Here is a 19,723-nt window from a genome sequence, read left to right as displayed (position 1 = left end):
AACATTGGTCTACCTTCGCATGATCGAATCTACGGGTGGGCACGGCGTGCCGGGGGGGTGCGAGACGGCTACTGCACGTACTTCGCCGACGGGTCCGGGGCGTCCGGCACGTCGCTTATCCCTGCCAGGGTGGGGCGGCGCTTGAGGGCGTAGAAGACGATGAGCACCACCACGCCGATGCCGAACCAGATGGCGCCGAGGACCTGGGCCGCGATGTTGGCGTTGATCACGACGGCGAGCAGGATCCCGAAGCCGATCACCGGGGCGATCAGGTGCCTCCACCAGTCGCGGCTGCGCTGCCGCACGACGTAGTGGACGACCACCGACACGTGCAGCGCGAGGAAGGCGGTCATCGCGCCGAAGTTGACCAGCCCGCTGATCAGCGTGATGCCGTCGTCGCGGGTGTCCAGGTAGAGCCCGAGGCCCAGGGAGATCACGGCCACCAGGAGGGTGGCGTTGACGGGCACCTTGTGCCTGGGGTCGATCTTGGCCAGGAAGGCGGGGAGCTGGCGGTCGCGGGCCATCGCGAACAGCAGGCGCGAGGTGGCGGCCTGGGCGACCAGGGAGTTGGCGAAGCCCCAGGCGATGGCGGTGGCGACGGCGGTCAGCACGCTGAGCCAGTGACCCCCGGCGAACTCGGCCATGTCGTAGAAGGCGCTTCCCGCGGGGTCGCCGTTGGCCAGCAGATCGGCCCGGTTGGGAGCGAGCAGCGCGGCCACCCAGGTCTGCGCGATGAACAGCAGGCCGGCCAGGGCGAGCGCGGCGACCATCGACTTGCCGAGTCGCCGCGAGTCCACCTGGCTCTCCTCGGCCAGCATCGAGATGCCGTCGAAGCCGAGGAAGGACAGGACCGCGACCGAGACCGCGCCGAAGATGAGGGACCAGGAGAAGGTCGAGGAGTCGAACAGCGGGGTGAGCGCGCCTGCCTGGGCCTTGCCCTGGGCGAGCGCGACCACGCCGACGATCATGAAGATCGCCAGCACGATGACCTCGCCGATCAGCATGAGCTTCGTGATGCGCGCGGTCATCTGGATGCCCGTGTAGTTCACGACCGTGTTGAGCACCACGAACACGATCAGCCAGCCCCAGATCGGGATGGCGGGGACGAACGACGCCATCGCCGCGCTCGCGATGAGGTAGAGCAGGGCGGGCACCAGCACGTAGTCGAGCAGGATCACCCATCCGGCGAGGAAGCCGACCGGTGGCGCGATGCCGCGGCCCGCGTAGGTGTAGACCGATCCGGCCATCGGGAAGGCGCGGGCCATCTGCGCGTAGGACATCGCTGTGAAGGCCATCGCGATCATGCCGACGGCGTACGCGAGGGCGATCATGCCACCGGAGGCCTGGAAAACGCTTCCGAAGATGCCGAACGGCGCGATCGGGACCATGAAGATCAGGCCGTAGACGAGCAGGTCCGTGAAGCTGAGGGATCGGCGGAGTTCCTGCTGGTAGCCGAATTGCTCCAGTGAAGGTTCGGTGGTCATGAAATGGCTCCTTATATGGCTGCAGCCTGACCATAGAACCAAAACTTGAAAAGGAAAAGTTTCCAGGTGGAAGTTTTTACCGGACGATGTCGAAGTCGAGGCCTTCGGCCCGTCCGATGTGCGCGCTCCGCCGTACTCCCCGGCCCTGGAGCGTCAGCCGTCCCCGCGCGGTGACGATGGAGGTGCCGTCGGCGATCGCGTCCACCTGGGGTACGGCGAGCGTGTCCGCCCGTGAGCCGAGCGCGGCGAGCATCAGCACCGCCTCGTAACACCCCTGCCCGTGCCCGTTCAGCAGCGGCGCGCTGGAGCCGAACCGGCGGATGTAGCGCTCGCCGAGGCTCAGGCTGTCATCGGTGACCAGGCTCGCGAAGTAGCCCATCGCCCCGTAGAGCTCGCCGGTGGCGTCGCCGCCGATGCCGAGCAGGCCGTGCTCCTCCAGCGCTCCGCAGAGCCGCGGGTAGGACAGCCCGGCCGCGACGAAGGCCCGGTTGAAGGTGACGAGGTCGCTGCCGATCAGGCTGAGCAGCACGGCGTCGGGCCGGCTGGCGACGAGCCTCTCCATGATCGGTGCGAGATCTCGCATGCCGTACGGCACGAACCGTTCGCCGACCACCGTGACGTTGCGGGCGGCGAGGTGGCGGCGGGCGGCCCCGTGGACCAGGCGCGGCCAGACGTAGTCGTTGCCGAGCAGGAACCACCTGCGGGCGCGGCGCCGATCGATCAGCCAGTCGAGGCCGGGCCTGAGCTGGCGGCTCGGGGTCTCGCCCAGGAAGTAGACGCCGGGCGCGTGGCCGCCCCCCTCGTACGGCGGGGCGTAGACGAACGGCACCCTTCCGGCCAGCGCCCGCACCACCTCGATCCGCACGTCGCTGCCGTGGGTGCCGACCACCGCGTCGATCACACCGCTGTGCGCGAGCCCCGCGACCTGGGTGGCCACCTGTTTCGCCGGGCCGCCGCCGTCGATCAGGACCAGCTCCACCGGCCTGCCGAGTATCCCGCCCGCGAGGTTCACCTCGTCGGCGGCGAGGATCGCGCAGTTGATCGCGCACGGCCCCACCAGGCCGAGAACCCCGGAGACCGGCACGACCAGTCCGACGCGTAGTGCACTGCCCCGGATCAGCTCTGCTTCCAGGGGTTCTATGACGGGTGCGATGGCTTCTGCCACGAAGACGAGTATCCTCCCCATTGGACGGGTACGGCAGACCCGTTACATAGCCGGGATGCAGACGGGAGCTCCACATGGTGACGACCGGGCTGGGATCCTCGCTCGCCTACCTGCTCAGCCGGGCTGAGCGCAGCGTCAACCGAGGTCTCGCCGCCGCGGTGACCGCGGAAGAGATCACCGTCGAGCAGTGGCGCATCCTGCGCGCCCTTGCCGACGGCAGGGGGCACTCGATGGGTGATCTGGCCGAGGCGGTGCTGATGCCGCACCCGACGCTGACCAAGGCCATCGACCGGCTCATCGATCGTTCCCTCGTCTATCGGGGGCACGATCCGGCAGACCGTCGCAAGGTCGCCGTCTTTCTCGCCGACAGGGGCGCCGACCTGCTCGCCCGGGTGGAGGGCGGAGTGGCCGGGCACCATCGGCTGATAGAGGCAGCCTACGGCACCGAGCGCACCGAACGGCTCATGCGTGACCTGGAAGGCCTGGTCAGCGCCCTGGAGGAGCCGACCGCGGTTCCCGAGCGGGACCTGGGCGGCCTCACCCGCTGAGCGCCCGGACATCGCACCTGAGGCGTATCTCATGCGCGGAGTCCGCGCGGGCCACGAGCCTCGCGGAAGTCTGCGAGGGTAGCGGGGTTCCGCGGGCCCTCAGGCGTGCGGCCCCGTGGACAGCAGGTCGCGACGGCCTTCCCTTGCGGAGTCCGGGTAATCCGCTGCACCGTAGGTGTCATGAAGGGGAACCTCCACGCGGCGGGCGGGGCGTCCTTGCTCCGACCAGGCGGTTTGTCATGATCAAAATAGTCGCGGTTCTTTGCCGGGTGATACCGGGGATGTTGCGTTCTTGTGATCGGCCCTTGTGTGTTTCCCCACCATGGAGTGATCCGTTGTTATCCCTCGGAGGGCCGGGGCACTGTGTGGGATGAATAGACCGGTTTAGCGTGATCAACCGGCGTGCTTGATGATGTGTGTGCGGTGCTGAGGAGATGAACGTGCCAGAGCTTGTGGTCGGACCGATGCTGCGTTATGTGGACGAGACGAGTGCGTCGGTGTGGGTCGAGACCAGTGAGCCGTGCGAGGTGACGATCGAGGTCGGAGGGACGCGTTCGCGGGCGAGCACGTTCACCGTGCACGGCCACCACTACGCGATCGTGGACGTCGAGGGCGGCGGAGCCTACGAGGTCCGCCTCGGCGAGGAGACCGTCTGGCCGCTTCCGGACCAGGCGCCCAGCCGTATCCGCCTGCTCGATCCCGACGGACCCCGGCGGGTGATGTTCGGCTCCTGCCGGACCAGTGTGCCGCACGACACGATGCACACGATCTCGCACGGGGTGGACGTGCTGTGGGCGTACGGCAGTAGCCTGATGGACAGGCCCGAGGAGGAGTGGCCCGACATGGTGCTCCTGCTCGGGGACCAGGTCTACGCCGACGAGCCGTCCGCCGAGATGCTGGAGTTCATCAAGAACCGCAGGGAGAACGAGCCGAAGACCGAGATCGCCGACTTCGAGGAGTACGCCGAGCTGTACCGCCTGGCGTGGACCGACCCGGAGATCCGCTGGTTCCTCTCGACCGTGCCCAGTGCGATGATCTTCGACGACCACGACCTGCGCGACGACTTCAACACCTCCGCCTCCTGGCGCGAGCAGATGGAGAAGGTCGAGTGGTGGCCGCGCAGGGTGACCTCCGGCCTCGGGGCCTACTGGATCTACCAGCACCTGGGCAACATGTCACCGCAGGAGCGCTCGTCGGACGAGCTGCTCGGCAAGCTGTGCGCGATGGAGGGTGACGGGGGCGCAGCTCTCGACACGTTCGCCAAGCACGCCTACGACGTTCCCGCGGACAACCGGTGGAGCTACTCCCGTGACCTCGGCGGTACCCGCCTGCTGATGCTCGACTCCCGGTCCGCGCGGCAGCTCACCCCCGGAGACCGGCGGATGCTCGACCCGGTGGAGTGGGAGTGGCTCACCGGGGAGCTCAAGAAGGAGGGCGCGGAGCGTTTTGTGATCGGCACGTCGGTGCCGTTCCTGCTCCCCTCCGGCATTCACCACATCGAGAGCTGGAACGAGGCGCTGGCGCAGGGGGCCTGGGGCAGAAGAACGGCCCGCTGGTCGGAGAAGATCCGCCAGGCCGTCGACCTGGAGCACTGGGCGGCCTTCCGCCGTTCCTTCGAGGACCTGTCCACGCTGCTGGCAGGGGTCGGCAAGCCCGTGATGCTGCTCTCCGGCGACGTGCACTACTCCTACGTGGCCAAGGCGGAGGAGCTGCCCATCTACCAGCTCGTCTGCTCCCCGATCCGCAACCCGCTGAGCCGTACGCTCCGCCTGGCCAACATCATCGCCCAGTTCGGCGTCGCGACCCTGATCGGACGCTCGCTCTCCCGGATGGCCAAGATCCCCAAGCCTCCGTTCAAGTGGCGGATCACCAACGGCCCGTGGTTCTCCAACGCGGTGGCCACCCTGTGCCTGGACAACAACCCCGTGTCCGTCCGCTGGGACACCGCCGCCGGCACGAACGTCTCGGAGATCACCGTGGTGGAGCTCGAGGAGGTCTCCGGCAGGAGCCAGGAGACCGGGACACTCCAGCGCGGCGGTGTTTGACCGGCGCCGGTCACCGGCGTGTTCCGGCCGAGGCCGGCTGACGCGCAGGCCGGGGCGGGGTGAGCCGGGTACCGCTCCCGTCTCCGCCGGAGACGGGATGACGCCGGTACGGCTCACGCGTCCATGATCGCGCCAGCCGTACCGGGGGAGTCAGCTCGAGAACTCCGCGAGGACGTCGGCGAGCTGGTCGACGGCCCAGAGGAGATCCTCCTCGGAGACGACGATCGGCGGGGCGAGACGGATGGTCGAGCCGTGGGTGTCCTTGGCCAGGACGCCGCGGCGCATCAGCGCCTTGGAGATCTCCCGGCCCGTCGCCAGGGACGGGTCGATGTCCACACCCGCCCAGAGACCGCGTCCCCGTACGGTGACCACGCCGTGGCCGATCAGGCCGCGCAGCCTCTCGTGCAGCACCAGGCCGAGCTCCTTGGCCCGAGACTGGTACTCGCCGGTGTTGAGAAGCTCGATGACCGCGCCTGCTACCGCGCAGGCGAGAGGGTTGCCGCCGAAGGTGGAGCCGTGCTGGCCGGGCTTGATCACGCCGAGGACGTCCTCGTTGGCGGTGATGGCCGAGACCGGGACGACGCCGCCGCCCAGGGCCTTGCCCAGCACGTAGATGTCGGGGACGACACCCTCGTGGTCGCAGGCGAAGGTGTCGCCGGTACGGCCGAGGCCGGACTGGATCTCGTCGGCGATCATCAGGATGTTCTCCGCGGTGCAGAGCTCGCGGACCTGGGTGAGGTAGCCGTCCGGCGGGACCAGCACGCCCGCCTCGCCCTGGATGGGCTCCACCAGCACCGCGACGGTGTTGGCGTCGACCGCCTCGCGGATCGCCTCGACCGAGCCGTACTTCACGATCCTGAAGCCCGGGGTGTAGGGACCGAAGCCGTCATGGGCGTCGGGATCGGTGGAGAAGCTGACGATCGTGGTGGTGCGACCGTGGAAGTTGTCCTCCATCACGATGATGTTGGCCTGCTCCGCGGCCACGCCCTTGACGTCGTAACCCCACTTGCGGGCCACCTTGATGGCGGTCTCCACGGCCTCCGCGCCGGTGTTCATCGGCAGGACCATGTCCTTGCCGGTGAGGTCTCCCAATCCGGCGGCGAAGGTGGCGAACTGGTCATGGAAGAAGGCACGGCTGGTCAGGGTGAGCTTCGCCAGCTGCTCCTGCGCCGCCTTGATGATCTTCGGATTGCCGTGGCCGAAGTTCAGCGAGGAGTAGCCGGACAGACAGTCCAGGAACCGCTTGCCCTCGATGTCGGTGACCCAGGCGCCCTGAGCTTCATGGATCACGACGGGAAGCGGGTGGTAGTTGTGCGCGCTGCGTCGTTCGCTGAGCTCGATGAACTCGTTCGTGGTGGTCATCCGATATTCGCCGTTCCTTGTTTCGTAACCGTCCTGCCTGGCCTTATTTTCGGTTCATTCCCGGATCTCGAGCGTGCAGCACTTCGGGCCGCCTCCCGCCTTGCGCAGCTCTGACAAGTCGACCGGGATGACCTCGAAGCCCTGACGCTTGAGTTCGAGCTGGAGGTTGCCCGCCTCGGCGTTGATCACCACGTGGGTGCCGTCGCTGACCGCGTTGAGGCCCAGCACGGCGGCGTCGTCCTCGTCGGCGATGACGGCGTCGGGGAAGAGGCTCCGCAGCACCTCCTGGCTTCCCGGGGAGAAGGCCCCCGGGAAGTAGGCCACCCGTCGTCCGTTTAGCGGGAAGAGCGCCGTGTCCAGGTGATAGAAGCGCGGGTCGACCAGTTGCAGCGTCACCACCGGGCGGCCGAGAAACTCCTGGGCCTCCTTGTGCGCGGTGATGTCGGTGCGGAATCCCGTCCCGGCCAGCACCATGTGGTCGAGCGTGAGGAAGTCGCCCTCGCCCTCGTTGGTGAAGGCCGCCTCACGCACCCGGTCGTAGCCGTTGCCGGTGAACCACTTCAGGTACGCCGGCCCCTCGGCCGCGCGCTCCCGGTGGGTGAACCGCGCGCCGTACACGCGGCCGCCGACGACCAGGGCTCCGTTGGCGGCGAAGACCATGTCCGGCAGGCCCTCGACCGGGTCGATGAGGCTGACCCGGTGCCCGAGCTCCTCGTAGGTGCTCTTGAGCGTCTCCCACTGCCGGATCGCCACCTCGCGGTCGGCGCCGGCCTCGGGATGCATCCACGGGTTGATCGCGTACTCAACCGCGAAGTAGTCGGGCCGACACATGAGGTAGTGCCTCGTCATGGGTAACTCCGCAGAAGACGTCGTAGTGGGGGTCGCGGTGACTGACGCACCGACAACGTCAACAGCTTACGAACGGTGTTCGCGCAGGCCAAGAGCATGTTCGTGCGTAGAGGCGCGGGTTTCCCGCGTTGTTCAGGCGATGAACGGTGGTTCGTTGCGTGCGGTGATGAGAGGGGCGTCGATGAGCCTGGAAAGCACGATCGAGCTCTTGGTCCGCACCACGAACGGCTCCGAGGAGATGCGCTCGATCACCTGCTCCACGTGTCTCACGTCGGTGGCCCTGATGTGCAGCAGCGCGTCCGCCTCGCCGGTGATGGTGCAGGCGGAGACCACCTCGGGATGCCGGGCGACGGCCACCCCGATCTCCGACGGCGAGGTCTTGCCCGCGCAGAAGAGCTCCACGTAGGCCTCGGTGGTCCAGCCGAGTGCCGCGGGGTTCACCCTCGCGGTGAATCCGGTGATGGCCCCTGCCTCCCGCAGCCGGTCCACCCGCCGTTTTGTCGCCGAAGCCGACAGGCCCACCCTCTGCCCGATCTCCGCGTAGGTGGTGCGGGCGTCCTCGACGAGCGCCCCGATGATGTCACGATCCAGCCGATCCAGTTCCACGCTGTTTTGTAACACAGGAGAGGACCGCGACAGTCCGTCGCGGTCCTCTCCCGGGGTGTTACGGCATGCTGTGCGTCACCTCGTACCGCGCGTCGCTGCGCGCTGCGCGCCGCCCCGTGCTCGCGCCCACGCGTCGCGGCGCGCCGTGGCCGCCCGCGTACGTCAGGCGGGCTCGGCGTCGCCGGTGGTCTGCTCCAGGACCTCCTCGGGCGAGGCCTCCAGGTCGTCGCCCGCCTGGGCGAGCGCGGCACCCTTGTCCAGCCGGACCCAGCTCGTCACACTCTCGACGGCGAACAGCACACCGAGGTAGATCGTGAGCGCGGCCAGAACCCAGGTCAGCACGTCCAGCGCGGCGCCGGCGCCGATCAGCAGCAGCCGGATCTCCCAGCCCAGTCCCGCGCGGAACACCCAGTCGGGCGGCCAGATGCTCTGCCGCGTCCGGTACACCGTGTCGTAGGTGTGGTAGCCGATCACGTAGATCAGCACGTACAGCAGCCACTTGGGCGCGTCGACGGCCAGGCCGATCAGGATGATGGTGAGGAACTCGGCCGCCCGGATCAGCGGGGGCATCAGCCAGTCGAGCTTGCCCAGATGGTCGCGGGCCGCGGTGGGCAGCACCAGGACGATCATGATCAGCACCGGGACGAGCAGGATCGGGCCGTCGGTGAGCATCCCGGTCACCGACATCGCGATGATCGCGAGCAGCGCGACGAGCGCGGAGGGCACCGAGGGCAGCCCCGGTCCCACCTTGCCGCGGAGCAGCATCACCAGCGGGCCGTCGTCGCGGTAGGCGAGCAGCCGCGCGGTCTGGACGCGCAGCCGCTCCTCGTAGGGGTCTGGAACGGCGGGGGTGGTCTGCGGTTGGGTGATCATGCGAGCGACCTCATCAGGCGTCCGGTGAGCGAGTAGGCGGAACCGATGCCGCCCCAGATGATCAGGGTGAGGAAGGTGATCCTCGCGTCGAACAGGGCGCTGACGATCGCGATGGCGGCGAAGCGCTCGCCGATCGGGAACACGATCATCTTCCGAGCCCAGTGCACGGTCCGGTATCTGCCCGCCTTGCCCCACATTTTCAGCAGGCCGCGGATGCCCCCGCTCCGTGCCAGCTTGCGCTGCTCCAGCGCCGTGCGCAGGCCCGTGTCAGGGCTGATCGACAGCTCCAGCGAGGGCAGCGGCGACGGGGGTTTGCGCCGGTTGGCCGCGCCGAAGGAGAAGTCCAGCAGGTGCTTGATGGACTGCAGTCCGAGCGCGATCAGCGCCAGCGTCCAGACGTCGCCGACGCCGGAGACGGCCGCGCCGACCGCCAGTCCGGCGAAGACCACGTATTCCTTGAACCGGTCGAAGGTGGCGTCCAGCCACGCCCCGAGCACGCCGAACTTGCGGGCGTACCGCGCGACCTGGCCGTCCACGCAGTCGAACACGAACGCGAAGTAGATCAGGACGCCGCCGGCGATCATCCCGGCCCGCTCTCCGGTGGCGAAGCACAGTGCCGCCGCCACGCCCAGGGCGATCGAGATCAGCGTGACCTGGTTGGGCGTGAGCCCGCGCCTGGCCGCCCAGCGGGCGATGTATCGGGAGTAGGTGCTGACGAAGTAGGTGGTGAAGAAGCCGTCGGCGCCCTTCACCGCGTTGCTCAGCCGCGCCTTGTCCTCGTTGAACGTGGCCATCTCGGCCACCGCCTCGGCGGCCTGCTCCGGGGTGTCCAGCCGGCGGAAGAACAGGTCGCGGCGTCCGCGGACGCCGACCGAGACGCCTCGCCGTACCAGACCCAGGACCAGGAGCTGGATCAGGTCGTCCTCGGGCCCGAGGAGATGGGCCATGCCGGCGAGCTCGCGGGCCGCCTCGGCCAGCGTGGCCGCGTGCTTGTGGTGCAGGTGCAGCGGGCCGAGCAGGACGGAGTTGGGCCGGGTCACCGCGTGGTAGGCCGAGCCCACCGAGATCACCCGGGACCGGCGGGAGCGCACCCGGACGGGGAGGCCCTCCAGCGTCCGGTCGCCGATCTCCGGCTGCGCCTCCTCGATCGGGACGTCGAGGACGATGGCGTCGCCGTTCTCGTCCTCCTCGCGGGGCTCCTTGGTGATCAGCGCCAGCGCTCCGCGCTTGGACTTGGTGATCTGGTAGATCAGCTCGTCGTGGATCAGCGAGTTGGCCGGGAGGATGAGCAGGTTCTCGGTGGCGCCCTCGACCGCGTCGGCCACGGCGCGAAGATCGCCGGCCAGATCGGAGGTCTCGACGAGCCGGCCGGGGAGGCCCTGGTAGGCCGCCGCGTCGCTCGAACGGGCGATCGTCACCGGTGCGGGATCAAGAGAGGCGAGCTGGCCGTGCAGCTTGCCGATCACCGTGGGACAGCCGGGAAGCGCGGGCAGAGTCAGCGCGGCGGGCGGCGTCGACTGGCCGGTAGCGGCATCGGGGCTGGGCGATGAGCCCAGCAGGACCACGCGGGGCATGGCACCCTTTCGTGCGGGGGCGGGGGTAAAACGCGGGCGGGGGAGTTCGCCAGAAGCCAAAGTTTAGTGAGTTTTAGGTTAACAACATGCATCCGTGATCTATGAGGATCAGTTGATCATGCTTGGGGTCTCGCCGGACGCCCTCGTCCGCCACCGCGCCGCCCTCGGCGACTCCTCCGCCCACGCACCGTGAACGCCGCTCCCACCGTGCCTGTGAGGTGCGAGAACCTCGGTCCCGGCGCCGGCCCGCGGTCGTCCCGCGACCGTTTGCGCGGCACGAATGGTCATGAAAGATCGACGCTAGACTGCAAGGGTGAGTCTGTACCGGGACGACGGCATCGTGCTGCGCACCCACAAGCTGGGCGAGGCCGATCGCATCGTCACCGTCCTGACCAGACGCACGGGCAAGGTCCGGGGCGTCGCCAAGGGCGTCAGGCGGACGACGTCGCGATTCGGCGCCCGGCTTGAGCCTTTCACCCACGTTGACCTGCAGCTCCACGTCGGCCGCACGCTGGACGTGATCACCCAGGCCGAGACCATCCGCCCGTACGGCGAGGCGCTCGTCGTCGACTATCCGCGCTACACGGCGGGCGTCGCGATGCTGGAGACCGCCGACCGGCTGGTCATGGGGGAGAAGGAGCCCGCGCTCCGCCAGTTCCTGCTGCTCGTCGGCGGCCTGCGCACGCTGGGCTCGGGGGAGCACGAGGCCAGGCTCGTCCTCGACGCCTACTTCCTCCGCTCGCTGGCCGTCGCCGGCTACGCCCCGGCCCTCGAATCGTGTGCCCGGTGCAAGGCCCCCGCGGTGCGGGCGTTCGCCATCGTGGCGGGAGGCGTGGTCTGCGGGGCCTGCCGTCCCGCCGGCGCCGCGGTGCCCGAGGGGGAGACCCTGGCCCTGATGATCGCGCTCCTGCGGGGTGACTGGCCCGCCGCCGACGCCTCCATCCCCCGGCACCGCGCCGAGTGCAGCGGCCTGGTCGCGGCCTACCTCCAGTGGCATCTCGAACACGGCATACGCTCTCTTCGACACGTAGAAAGGGAGCTTGCCACGTGAACGTCCGTCCACCCATTCCTCACCCCTCCGGCGCGACCCCGCCCCCGATCCCCCGAGATCTCGTGCCCCGGCACGTGGCGATCGTGATGGACGGCAACGGCCGATGGGCCAAGCAGCGCGGCCTGCCGCGGACCGAGGGCCACAAGGGGGGCGAGGCCTCGCTCTTCGACGTGATCGAGGGTGCGATCGAGCTCGGCATCCCCTATCTGTCGGTCTTCGCCTTCTCCACGGAGAACTGGAGGCGCTCCCCGGACGAGGTGCGCTTCCTGATGGGTTTCAACCGCGACGTCATCCGCCGCCGGAGAGACGGCCTCAACGCGATGGGGGTGCGGGTCCGCTGGGCCGGTCGCCCCGGACGGCTGTGGAAGAGCGTCATCCAGGAGCTGCGGGACGCCGAGGAGATGACCAAGGACAACTCCACGCTGACCCTGCAGTTCTGCGTCAACTACGGCGGCCGGGCCGAGATCGTCGACGCGGCCCTGCGCATGGCCCAGGACATCGCCGAGGGCCGGCTCAAGCCAGGCCGGGTGAAGGAGGAGACCTTCGCCCGCTACCTGGATGAGCCGGAGATCCCGGACGTGGACCTGTTCGTGCGCTCCTCGGGTGAGCAGCGCACCTCCAACTTCCTGATCTGGCAGACGGCCTATGCCGAGATGGTCTTCCTCAACCGTCTCTGGCCCGACTTCGATCGCCGCGACCTCTGGGAGGCCTGCGAGACCTACGCCAAGCGCGACAGGAGATACGGCGGAGCCGTGCCCAACGCCGTGCCGGATCCGGCCGTCAGGCCTTGACCTCTCGCAGGCGCCCGGTCTCGACCTCGTAGACGAAGCCGCGTACGGAGTCGGTGTGCGGGATGTAGGGGTCGTTCTTGATCCGGTTGATGGACTGGACGACGTCCGCGTCGAGGTCGGTGAACGACTCGGCCGCCCAGTCGGGCTTGGTCCCGACCTCCTCCTGGATCTGCCGCTTGAAGTCGTCGTCGGTGAAGGTGAGCATGCCGCAGTCGGTGTGGTGGATGAGGATGATCTCCGTGGTGCCGAGCAGGCGCTGGCTGATGGCGAGGCTGCGGCGCTCGTCGGCGGTCACGACGCCGCCGGCGTTGCGGATGACGTGCGCGTCGCCCTCGGTGAGCCCGAGCAGGCCGTAGGGATTGAGGCGTGCGTCCATGCAGGCGAGCACGGCCACCCCGCGAGCGGGTGGCAGGGGCAGGTCGCCCTTGTCGAAGGTGTCCGCGTAACGCTCGGCGTTGGCGAGAAGCTCGTCCGTGACACTCATGAAGCTCTCCCGGGGGAAGTAGGCGGCATCACAGGCCAACCTACCGCTATTACCTACTCAGTCAATAGGTAATAGCGGAGCGTGACATCAGACCCGGCGGCGGGCGCGGTAGGCGGCGACGTGCATGCGGTTTCCGCAGGTGCGGCTGTCGCAGTAGACCCGGGAGCGGTTGCGGGACTCGTCGAAGAAGACGTTGTCGCAGTCGGGGGCCGAGCAGGTGCGCAGCCGTTCCCACTCGTTCTCGACGAGCAGGTGGGCCAGGGCGACGCCCAGGTCGGCCGAGAGGTGCTCGTGAAGGGAGGCGTCCGGCGCGAAGTAGTGGACGTGCAGGGGATGGCCGTCGTGCTCGGTCAGGCGCGGGGTGATGCGGGTCTCGCTCAGCAGGGCGTTCAGCCAGGTGGCCGTGGTGGCGTGGTCGGAGACGGTGAAGACCCGGTGAAAGGCCTCGCGCAGGGCGCGCACCTGGCTCAGGTCCGCGGCACCGAGCTCTCCGATGCCGCTGATCTGCCAGCGCTCCACGAAGTCGCCGAGTTCTTGCAGGTCGGTCAGCCGGTCTTCGCCTCCGGTGGAGGGGGAGGTGTTGACCAGGTCGACCACAACGGCGAGTGAGTGCACCATGTCATGTCCGAATGGCATGTTGACTCCTGTTGGAGGTGATTCCAGCGTACGGCGGCTCGCCGTCTCGGAAGCGTATCTCTCCGGCGAGCCATCGCGGCGCTCCCGCGGCCCCGTATCGCCGAGGTCTTCCCGCCGCCCCGCGTCCAGCGGCGGCCGTGGCGCTCGGGCACCGGCGCTCCGCGGCCTCGCCGGGCGTGACGGTCGCCTCGAAGACCTCCGCGTCCGGGGGCACGGCCCGGCGCTCAGAAGCTGCTCGACGCTCCGGCCATCTTGAGGGCTTCGGAGCAGGAGGCGCAGGTGCCGAAGACCTCGACCGTGTGGGTGATCTCGGTGAAGCCGTGCTCGGAGCCGACCGTCTCGGCCCAGCGCTCCACCGCGGGCCCGGCCACCTCCACCGTCCGTCCGCACGTGCGGCAGACCAGATGGTGGTGGTGATGGCCGCTGGCACAGGCGCGGTAGACGGATTCTCCGTCGTCGGTCCTGAGCATGTCGACATGACCGATGTCGGCGAGTGCCTGTAAAGCCCGATAAACCGTTGTAAGTCCAATTTTGGCGCCTTCTGCGCGCATTTCTGCGTATACATCCTGCGCGCTGCGAAAACCCTCGCTCTGGCGCAGAATCGCATGGACGGCATCACGTCTGTTGCTCATAAGTTGGCCTCCTGTGGTCGGCTTCGGCGTACGAATCTACCGAGCCCGAGGGCGAGAACGAACCCTGCGAGGGCAACGATCACAATGATTGCGCCTGGCGGAACCTCGACATAGAACGAGGAGGTCAACCCGCCGACAGTGGCAATCATTCCGAAAAGCATAGAAAGCAGCATCGTGCTCCTGAAACCCCTGGTGAGCTGCTGACTTGTCGCCACGGGAACCACCATCAACGCGCTGACGAGAAGCAATCCAACCACACGCATGGCGATGACCACGGTCAGCGCGGCGGTGACGGCGATGAGCAAACTCAGGAAGCGCACCGGCAGGCCGCTGGCCTTGGCGACCTCCTCGTCCTGACAGAGCACATAGAGCTCGCGGCCGAAGAAGACGACCACGCCGAGCACGGCCACCGCCAGAAAGCCGATGACCCACACGTCCTCCGTGGGGACGCTGCTGATCGAGCCGAACAGATAGGACATCAGCGTGGCGTTGCTGCCGCCGGGGGCCAGTGAGATCAGCAGCACGCCTCCGGCGATGCCGCCGTAGAACAGCAGTGCGAGCGCCACGTCGCCACTGGTCCTGCCGCGTTCGCGGACCAGCTCGATGGCCACGGCGCCGAGGACCGACACCACCACCGCGGTCAGCACGGGAGCCTGGTTGGTGAGGAATCCGAGCGCCACGCCGGTCAGCGCGACGTGCCCGATGCCGTCACCCAGCAGGGCCAGGCGGCGCTGCACCATGAACGTGCCGATGGCGGGGGCGACCAGGCCGACCAGCAGGGCGGCGATCAGCGCCCGCCGCATGAAGTCGAACTGCAGAAGCTCGATCACGACGTGGGCCTCCAGTCGAGCGGGCTCACGGGCGTCTCCGCGCAGTGGGGATGCACGTGGTCGTGGCCGGGCAGAGCGTGGGTGCCGACCGCCCGGGGCGGCGGGCCGTCATGGCAGACGAATCCGTCCCTGAGTACCACCGCGCGAGTGATCAGGGGCTCCAGCGGGCCGAGCTCGTGAGCGACCAGCAGGACCGTTTTCCCCTGGTCGACGAGCCCGGACAGGGTGTCGGCGAGAAGCTGCTGGCTCTCGGAGTCGACACCCGCCGTGGGTTCGTCCATGACAAAGGTGTCGGGCTCCCCGGCGAGGGCGCGGGCGATCAGCACCCGCTGCTGCTGCCCGCCGGACAAGGCCTGGACCGGGTCCGAGGCCCGGTCGGTCATGCCGACGACCGCCAGTGCCCTGGCGGTCGCCTCGCGGTCGGCCGCACCGGTCCGCCGGAGGCGCCGCTGTCTGGCGATCCTGCCGGAGGCGACGACCTCGCGGATCGTGGTCGGCACGCCGCCGCCCACCGAGAGCCGCTGCGGCACGTAGCCGATCTTCCACCACTCGCGGAACCGCGCGGGCGGAGTGTCGTAGAGCAGGGTCGTGCCACCGGTCATGGGGATCAGGCCGAGCAGGGCGCGGATGAGGGTGGACTTGCCCGACCCGTTCGCACCGAGCACGGCCACCACTTCGCCGGGCTTGACGGTCAGGTCTATGCCGCGCAACACCTGTCGGCGGTCCAGGCTGACCTGGCCGCCGATCATGGTGAAAACCGCTTGGTTGGATGTCACATGTGGCCTTTACGAGCAGCTGAGCGCCGCTTGAAGTGCGGTGAGGTTCTGGCGCATGGCGGACAGGTAGTCGCCGTTCGCCGGCTGGCTTTCGACCGGGTCGAGGACCGCGGTCTTGGCACCGACCTCCTGGGCGAGAACCTCGGCGACCTTTGGGCTGACGAGTGTCTCGGTGAAAATCGTAGTCACTTTCTCCTGCTTAGCCACTTTCGCCACTTCGGCGAGACGGGCGGGAGAAGGTTCGGCGTCCGGATCGAGACCGCTGATCCCGACCTGGCGGAGCTTGTAGCGGTCGGCGAGGTAGCCGAACGCGGTGTGGCTGGTGAAGATCGCGTCAGAGGCGCACGTGCTCAGGCCCTGGGACATCTCGCCGTCCAGCGTGCCGAGATCGGATGCCGTTTTGGCCGCGCGGTCCTTGTAACCCTGCGCGTGGGCGGGGTCGGCGGCGGCGAGTTTCTCGCCGAGCTGGGTCGCGACCGTCGCGAAGCGGGCCGGGTCGAGCCAGAGGTGGGGGTCATAGCTGACCTCATGGCCGTGTTCTTCTTGAGCACCGCCCTCGTGGCCCTCCTCGGCGACCGCCGGGAGGGTTTTGACCATGGTCGCCGCGTCGAAACCCCGGTCGGGGGCGTGTTCCTCGACCGCCTCATCCACGGCGGGCTGGACGCCCTTGATGTAGACGACGAGTCCGGTCTTCTCCAGCCCCGCCACCTGGGTCAGGGCCAGCTCCAGGTCATGCGGCTCGGTGCCGGGCTTGGTCAGGCCGGTGACGGTCACATCGGGACCGCCCACCTGCCCGGCGAGCCACTGCAGGGGATACATGGCGGCGGTGACGTCGGTCTTCTCTCCCTGTGAGCCGTCTGCCCGGGTGGCGGAGCCGGCCGGGTCGGCACCGCAGGCGGAGGTAACGAGAACGGCGGTGAGTGCAAGCGGACCCGCGGCACGCATATAGATACGTCGGGAGAAGTCGGACATCATGGGTACCAGTATGCGCGTAAATGAAAATCGTTGTCAAAGTCGCACGTCAAGGTGCCCCGGGAAGATATCGACACGTGCCGGGAGGGCCTCGGGGTCTCCGGCGGACGTCAGAGAGCCCGGCCGGCGAAGGGGGCGAATCGCGGGCCGGGCTCTCGTCGTCGCGCCGGCGAACCGCCGTACCCCGGCGTCGACGGTCTGTGGGTGTTTTTGTTGGGTGGGGGAGTCAAATGTCGCGGCGGGTGCCACGGCCCGGCGAGGATTTCGGGCCGTGGCACCCGCCGACGGGATCGGGCGGCGGGGGCCCGGGTTCAGCGGTGATCCGGGTCGATCCGCCGCTCTCCGGCATGGACGTTCATCGAGCTGCCCCCGACGAACCCGATGAGGGTGAGGCCCGCCTCGGCGATCGGCTTGGCGGTCGGCTCCACGACCGGTGAAGACGGAGTTGTATACGGTCTACGGTATTCCCTATTAGTTCGCCGCGACAAGGTTCTCCCGAACCTGCTCGTCGAGAAGGTCGGCGACCGCGTGGATCGCACGGAGCGTGGGGACCTCCGTCCCGGTGAGGTCGGCCAGTTCGACGACGGCGGCGAGGATCACGTCGAGCTCCAGGGGCTTGCCCTTCTCCAGGTCCTGGAGCGTGGAGGTCTTGTGCTCCCCGGCCCGCTCGGCGCCGGCGATCCTGCGCTCGATCGAGATCTCCGGGTCGCAGCCGACCCGGCGGGCCACCTCGACGGTCTCGCGCATCATGGAGACGACGAGGTCGCGCGTCCGCCGGTGGCGGCAGATGCCCGCCATCGTCGCCCGGGTGAGGGCGCTGATCGGGTTGAAGGCGATGTTGCCCATGAGCTTGATCCAGATGTCGCGTCGCAGGTCGGCCTCGACCGGGCACTTCAGTCCGCCCTCGACCATGGCCTGGCTGAAGGCGACGCAGCGGGGTGAGAGGGAGCCGTCGGGCTCCCCGATGGAAAAACGGGTGCCCTCGAGGTGGCGGATCACGCCGGGCGCCTCGATCTCGGTCGCCGCGTAGACCACGCATCCGATCGCGCGCTCCAGCGGCAGTGCCGCGGTGACCGTCCCGCCGGGGTCGACGCTCTCGATCAGGTGGCCCTGGTAAGGGCCCGGCAGCCGATGGAAGTACCACCACGGGATGCCGTTCTGGGCCGCGATGATGCCGGTGGTCTCGTGGAGCAGTGGCTGGATCATGGGGCCGGCCGCCGCGTAGGAGTTGGCCTTCAGGCCGAGGAAGACGTGGTCCACCTTGCCGATCTCAAGGGGGTTGTCGGTGGTGTGGGGGTAGGCGGTGAAGTCTCCTCGCGGGCTCAGCACCCGCACGCCGGACTTCCGCATCGCCGCGAGGTGTTCGCCCCGGGCGATCAAATGCACCTCGGCACCGGCCCTGTGCAGGGCGGCGCCGACGTAGGCGCCGATAGCGCCGGCGCCAAGAACAGCGACTTTCACAAGTGACTCCGTTCTCGCGTCCATATTGCATTCGGTATACAGTATGGAAAAACGCCGGTCAAGGAGCCGCTGATGGTCATCATCCGGTCCGCCGTTCAAAGGATCTTCAAAGGTCAGGGCGCACTCGGGGCGCCACCGGGGCGCTCGCGTGAGGGTCCCGGCGGGGAGCCGTCCGGAGTCTCACCCGGGGGACCGGGCGAAGGTCACACCGGAGAGTCGTGCGCGGATCCGACCCCCGGGAGGCGACCGCCGCCCACGGTGAGCGGGCATCGCGCCGGCGCCGCCGGGGGCCTCTCCTGGGAGTCCGCCCGCCGGGTGGCGGCGTCGGCCGCGGGGCCGCTTCCCGTCGCGGAGGTTCCCCTCCGGCTTGCGTACGGTCACCGCCTGGCGCGGCCGCTGCACGCCCTCGTTCCGGTCCCCGGGGCCGACGTGGCCGCCATGGACGGCTACGCGGTCGCGGGTGATCCGCCCTGGCGGGTCGTGGGCCTCGTGCTGGCCGGAGGGGCGGTCTTCGGCGCGGCACTCGTGCCGGGCACGGCGGTGGAGATCGCCACCGGCGCCCCCGTGCCGGAGGGCGCCGAGGCGGTGCTGCCCTACGAGGCGGCGGTGCGGGTGATCTCGCCGGCCGCGGGGCGGGCGAAGGTCGTCTCAGGAGTGATCGAGCCGGGGCGGCACATCCGCCGACGCGGCGAGGACTGCCCGCAGGGGGCCGTCGTGCTCACCGCGGGGTCGGTCGTCACGCCCGCGGTCCTCGGTCTCGCGGCCGGGCTCGGGCACGACACGCTCCCGGTCAGGGCGAGACCCGTGGTGTCCGTGCTGGTCACCGGCGACGAGGTGGTCACCCGGGGGCTCCCGGGCCCCGGCCGGGTGCGTGACGCGATCGGGCCGATGCTGCCGGGCCTGGTCGAGTGGGCGGGAGGCCGGGCCGAGGAGCCGCTCTGGCTGCCCGACGGCGCCTCGGCCCTCGCCGCCGCGCTCTCGGGGGTCTCGGGGACCGACGGCGGCCCGCCGGGCGAGGTGGTCGTGGTGTGCGGCGCCTCCTCGAAGGGGCCCGCGGACCACCTGAGGGAGGTGCTCGCCGGGCTCGGCGCGGAGATCCTCGTCGACGGCGTCGCCGTGCGGCCAGGGCACCCGCAGCTTCTCGCCAGGCTCCCCGACGGGCGTCTGGCCGTCGGGCTTCCCGGAAATCCCTACGCGGCGCTGGTCGCCGCGCTGACGCTGCTCGTACCCGCGCTCAGGGCGCTCTCGGGAGAGCCGGAGATCCCCGGAGAGTCGGCCGCACTGGTCGTGCCGACCGGGTCGGATACGCCGGCCGCGACGGCTGCGTCGCATGGGCCGGACGTGCCGGTTGTGACGGTCGCGCCGGAGGTGACGGCCGCGCCGGCCGGTTCGGTGCGACCCCACGCCACCGACACCCGGATGGTCGCCGTACGGCGCTGCGCCCAGGGCGTGACGCCGGTCGGGCACGACCGGCCGGGGTCGCTGTGGGGGGCGGCGCTCGCCGACGCGCTGGCGGTCGTGCCGCCCGGATGGGAGGGCGGACCGGTGGAGCTTGTGGCTCTGCCCGCACAAAGGGGCTAGACA

Annotated in this window: 18 protein-coding genes and 1 pseudogene; 5 read left to right on the top strand and 14 right to left on the bottom strand. The window is 69.2% G+C overall.

Annotated features, from left to right (window positions below):
• Positions 1-68: 68 nt before the first annotated feature.
• Both CHC08_RS22925 and CHC08_RS22920 read right to left on the bottom strand, forming a co-directional pair.
• Entirely contained in the window at positions 69-1,484 is a 1,416-nt protein-coding gene (locus CHC08_RS22925; RefSeq protein WP_089209411.1) for an APC family permease, read from the bottom strand.
• Positions 1,485-1,560: 76 nt separating this feature from the next.
• Positions 1,561-2,649, bottom strand: a complete 1,089-nt coding sequence (locus CHC08_RS22920) for a substrate-binding domain-containing protein (protein WP_089209410.1) — start codon at positions 2,647-2,649, stop codon at positions 1,561-1,563.
• Between the two features lie 74 nt (positions 2,650-2,723).
• Between CHC08_RS22920 and CHC08_RS22915 the strand changes: the two genes are divergently transcribed.
• Both CHC08_RS22915 and CHC08_RS22910 read left to right on the top strand, forming a co-directional pair.
• Positions 2,724-3,197 carry a MarR family winged helix-turn-helix transcriptional regulator gene (locus tag CHC08_RS22915; RefSeq protein WP_089209409.1) on the top strand — a complete coding sequence of 158 codons (474 nt, stop codon included), beginning with the start codon at positions 2,724-2,726 and terminating at the stop codon, positions 3,195-3,197.
• Between the two features lie 440 nt (positions 3,198-3,637).
• The gene (locus CHC08_RS22910) at positions 3,638-5,242 is read left to right on the top strand and encodes an alkaline phosphatase D family protein (RefSeq protein WP_089209483.1); all 1,605 of its coding nucleotides are present in this window, start codon (positions 3,638-3,640) and stop codon (positions 5,240-5,242) included.
• Between the two features lie 150 nt (positions 5,243-5,392).
• On the opposite strand, the gene rocD is transcribed toward CHC08_RS22910, so the two are convergent.
• From rocD to CHC08_RS52470, 5 genes and pseudogenes are all read right to left on the bottom strand, one after another.
• Complete coding sequence (rocD, locus tag CHC08_RS22905) at positions 5,393-6,604, bottom strand: ornithine--oxo-acid transaminase (RefSeq protein WP_089209408.1); 1,212 nt, start codon at positions 6,602-6,604, stop codon at positions 5,393-5,395.
• A gap of 54 nt (positions 6,605-6,658) precedes the next feature.
• Positions 6,659-7,483, bottom strand: a pseudogene (ddaH, locus tag CHC08_RS22900) (dimethylargininase); the annotation flags it as partial.
• 102 nt (positions 7,484-7,585) lie between these two features.
• Positions 7,586-8,059 carry an Lrp/AsnC family transcriptional regulator gene (locus CHC08_RS22895; RefSeq protein ID WP_089209406.1) on the bottom strand — a complete coding sequence of 158 codons (474 nt, stop codon included), beginning with the start codon at positions 8,057-8,059 and terminating at the stop codon, positions 7,586-7,588.
• A 162-nt stretch (positions 8,060-8,221) separates the two neighbouring features.
• A complete protein-coding gene (locus tag CHC08_RS52475) occupies positions 8,222-8,932 on the bottom strand; it encodes a DUF5941 domain-containing protein (protein WP_089209405.1) in 711 nt (236 codons plus the stop codon).
• Positions 8,929-10,506, bottom strand: a complete 1,578-nt coding sequence (locus CHC08_RS52470) for a CDP-alcohol phosphatidyltransferase family protein (protein ID WP_089209404.1) — start codon at positions 10,504-10,506, stop codon at positions 8,929-8,931. Before CHC08_RS52470 ends, CHC08_RS52475 begins: the two co-directional genes overlap by 4 nt.
• A gap of 313 nt (positions 10,507-10,819) precedes the next feature.
• Here CHC08_RS52470 and recO point away from each other — a divergent pair, with 313 nt between their 5' ends.
• Both recO and CHC08_RS22875 read left to right on the top strand, forming a co-directional pair.
• Positions 10,820-11,557 carry a DNA repair protein RecO gene (gene recO, locus CHC08_RS22880; RefSeq protein ID WP_089209403.1) on the top strand — a complete coding sequence of 246 codons (738 nt, stop codon included), beginning with the start codon at positions 10,820-10,822 and terminating at the stop codon, positions 11,555-11,557.
• A complete protein-coding gene (locus tag CHC08_RS22875; protein WP_089209402.1) occupies positions 11,554-12,348 on the top strand; it encodes an isoprenyl transferase in 795 nt (264 codons plus the stop codon). Before recO ends, CHC08_RS22875 begins: the two co-directional genes overlap by 4 nt.
• Here CHC08_RS22875 and CHC08_RS22870 read toward each other — a convergent pair.
• From CHC08_RS22870 to CHC08_RS22840, 7 genes are all read right to left on the bottom strand, one after another.
• Positions 12,338-12,832 (bottom strand): beta-class carbonic anhydrase, encoded by a 495-nt coding sequence (locus CHC08_RS22870; protein WP_089209401.1) that lies wholly within the window; start codon positions 12,830-12,832, stop codon positions 12,338-12,340. The genes CHC08_RS22875 and CHC08_RS22870 overlap by 11 nt on opposite strands.
• An 87-nt stretch (positions 12,833-12,919) precedes the next feature.
• Positions 12,920-13,468: a CGNR zinc finger domain-containing protein gene (locus CHC08_RS22865; protein ID WP_089209400.1), complete on the bottom strand. Its 549-nt coding sequence runs from the start codon at positions 13,466-13,468 to the stop codon at positions 12,920-12,922.
• A gap of 224 nt (positions 13,469-13,692) precedes the next feature.
• Positions 13,693-14,100 carry a Fur family transcriptional regulator gene (locus tag CHC08_RS22860; protein WP_089209399.1) on the bottom strand — a complete coding sequence of 136 codons (408 nt, stop codon included), beginning with the start codon at positions 14,098-14,100 and terminating at the stop codon, positions 13,693-13,695.
• A complete protein-coding gene (locus tag CHC08_RS22855; protein ID WP_089209398.1) occupies positions 14,097-14,930 on the bottom strand; it encodes a metal ABC transporter permease in 834 nt (277 codons plus the stop codon). The genes CHC08_RS22860 and CHC08_RS22855 overlap by 4 nt, the downstream gene beginning before the upstream one ends.
• Positions 14,927-15,706 carry a metal ABC transporter ATP-binding protein gene (locus CHC08_RS22850; protein ID WP_420823584.1) on the bottom strand — a complete coding sequence of 260 codons (780 nt, stop codon included), beginning with the start codon at positions 15,704-15,706 and terminating at the stop codon, positions 14,927-14,929. The genes CHC08_RS22855 and CHC08_RS22850 overlap by 4 nt, the downstream gene beginning before the upstream one ends.
• Before the next feature lie 9 nt (positions 15,707-15,715).
• Positions 15,716-16,681: a metal ABC transporter substrate-binding protein gene (locus CHC08_RS22845; RefSeq protein ID WP_245878483.1), complete on the bottom strand. Its 966-nt coding sequence runs from the start codon at positions 16,679-16,681 to the stop codon at positions 15,716-15,718.
• A gap of 468 nt (positions 16,682-17,149) precedes the next feature.
• Positions 17,150-18,139, bottom strand: coding sequence for a 2-dehydropantoate 2-reductase (locus tag CHC08_RS22840; RefSeq protein ID WP_089209396.1), 990 nt, complete (start codon positions 18,137-18,139; stop codon positions 17,150-17,152).
• 258 nt (positions 18,140-18,397) lie between these two features.
• Between CHC08_RS22840 and CHC08_RS22835 the strand changes: the two genes are divergently transcribed.
• Positions 18,398-19,720, top strand: coding sequence for a molybdopterin molybdotransferase MoeA (locus CHC08_RS22835; protein WP_275937196.1), 1,323 nt, complete (start codon positions 18,398-18,400; stop codon positions 19,718-19,720).
• Positions 19,721-19,723: the final 3 nt, after the last annotated feature.

It is taken from the genome of Streptosporangium subroseum (genome assembly GCF_900188345.1).
Classification (GTDB): domain Bacteria; phylum Actinomycetota; class Actinomycetes; order Streptosporangiales; family Streptosporangiaceae; genus Streptosporangium; species Streptosporangium subroseum.
Note: the sequence above shows the minus strand (reverse complement) of the source record. Positions and strands in the feature narration are given on the sequence as shown.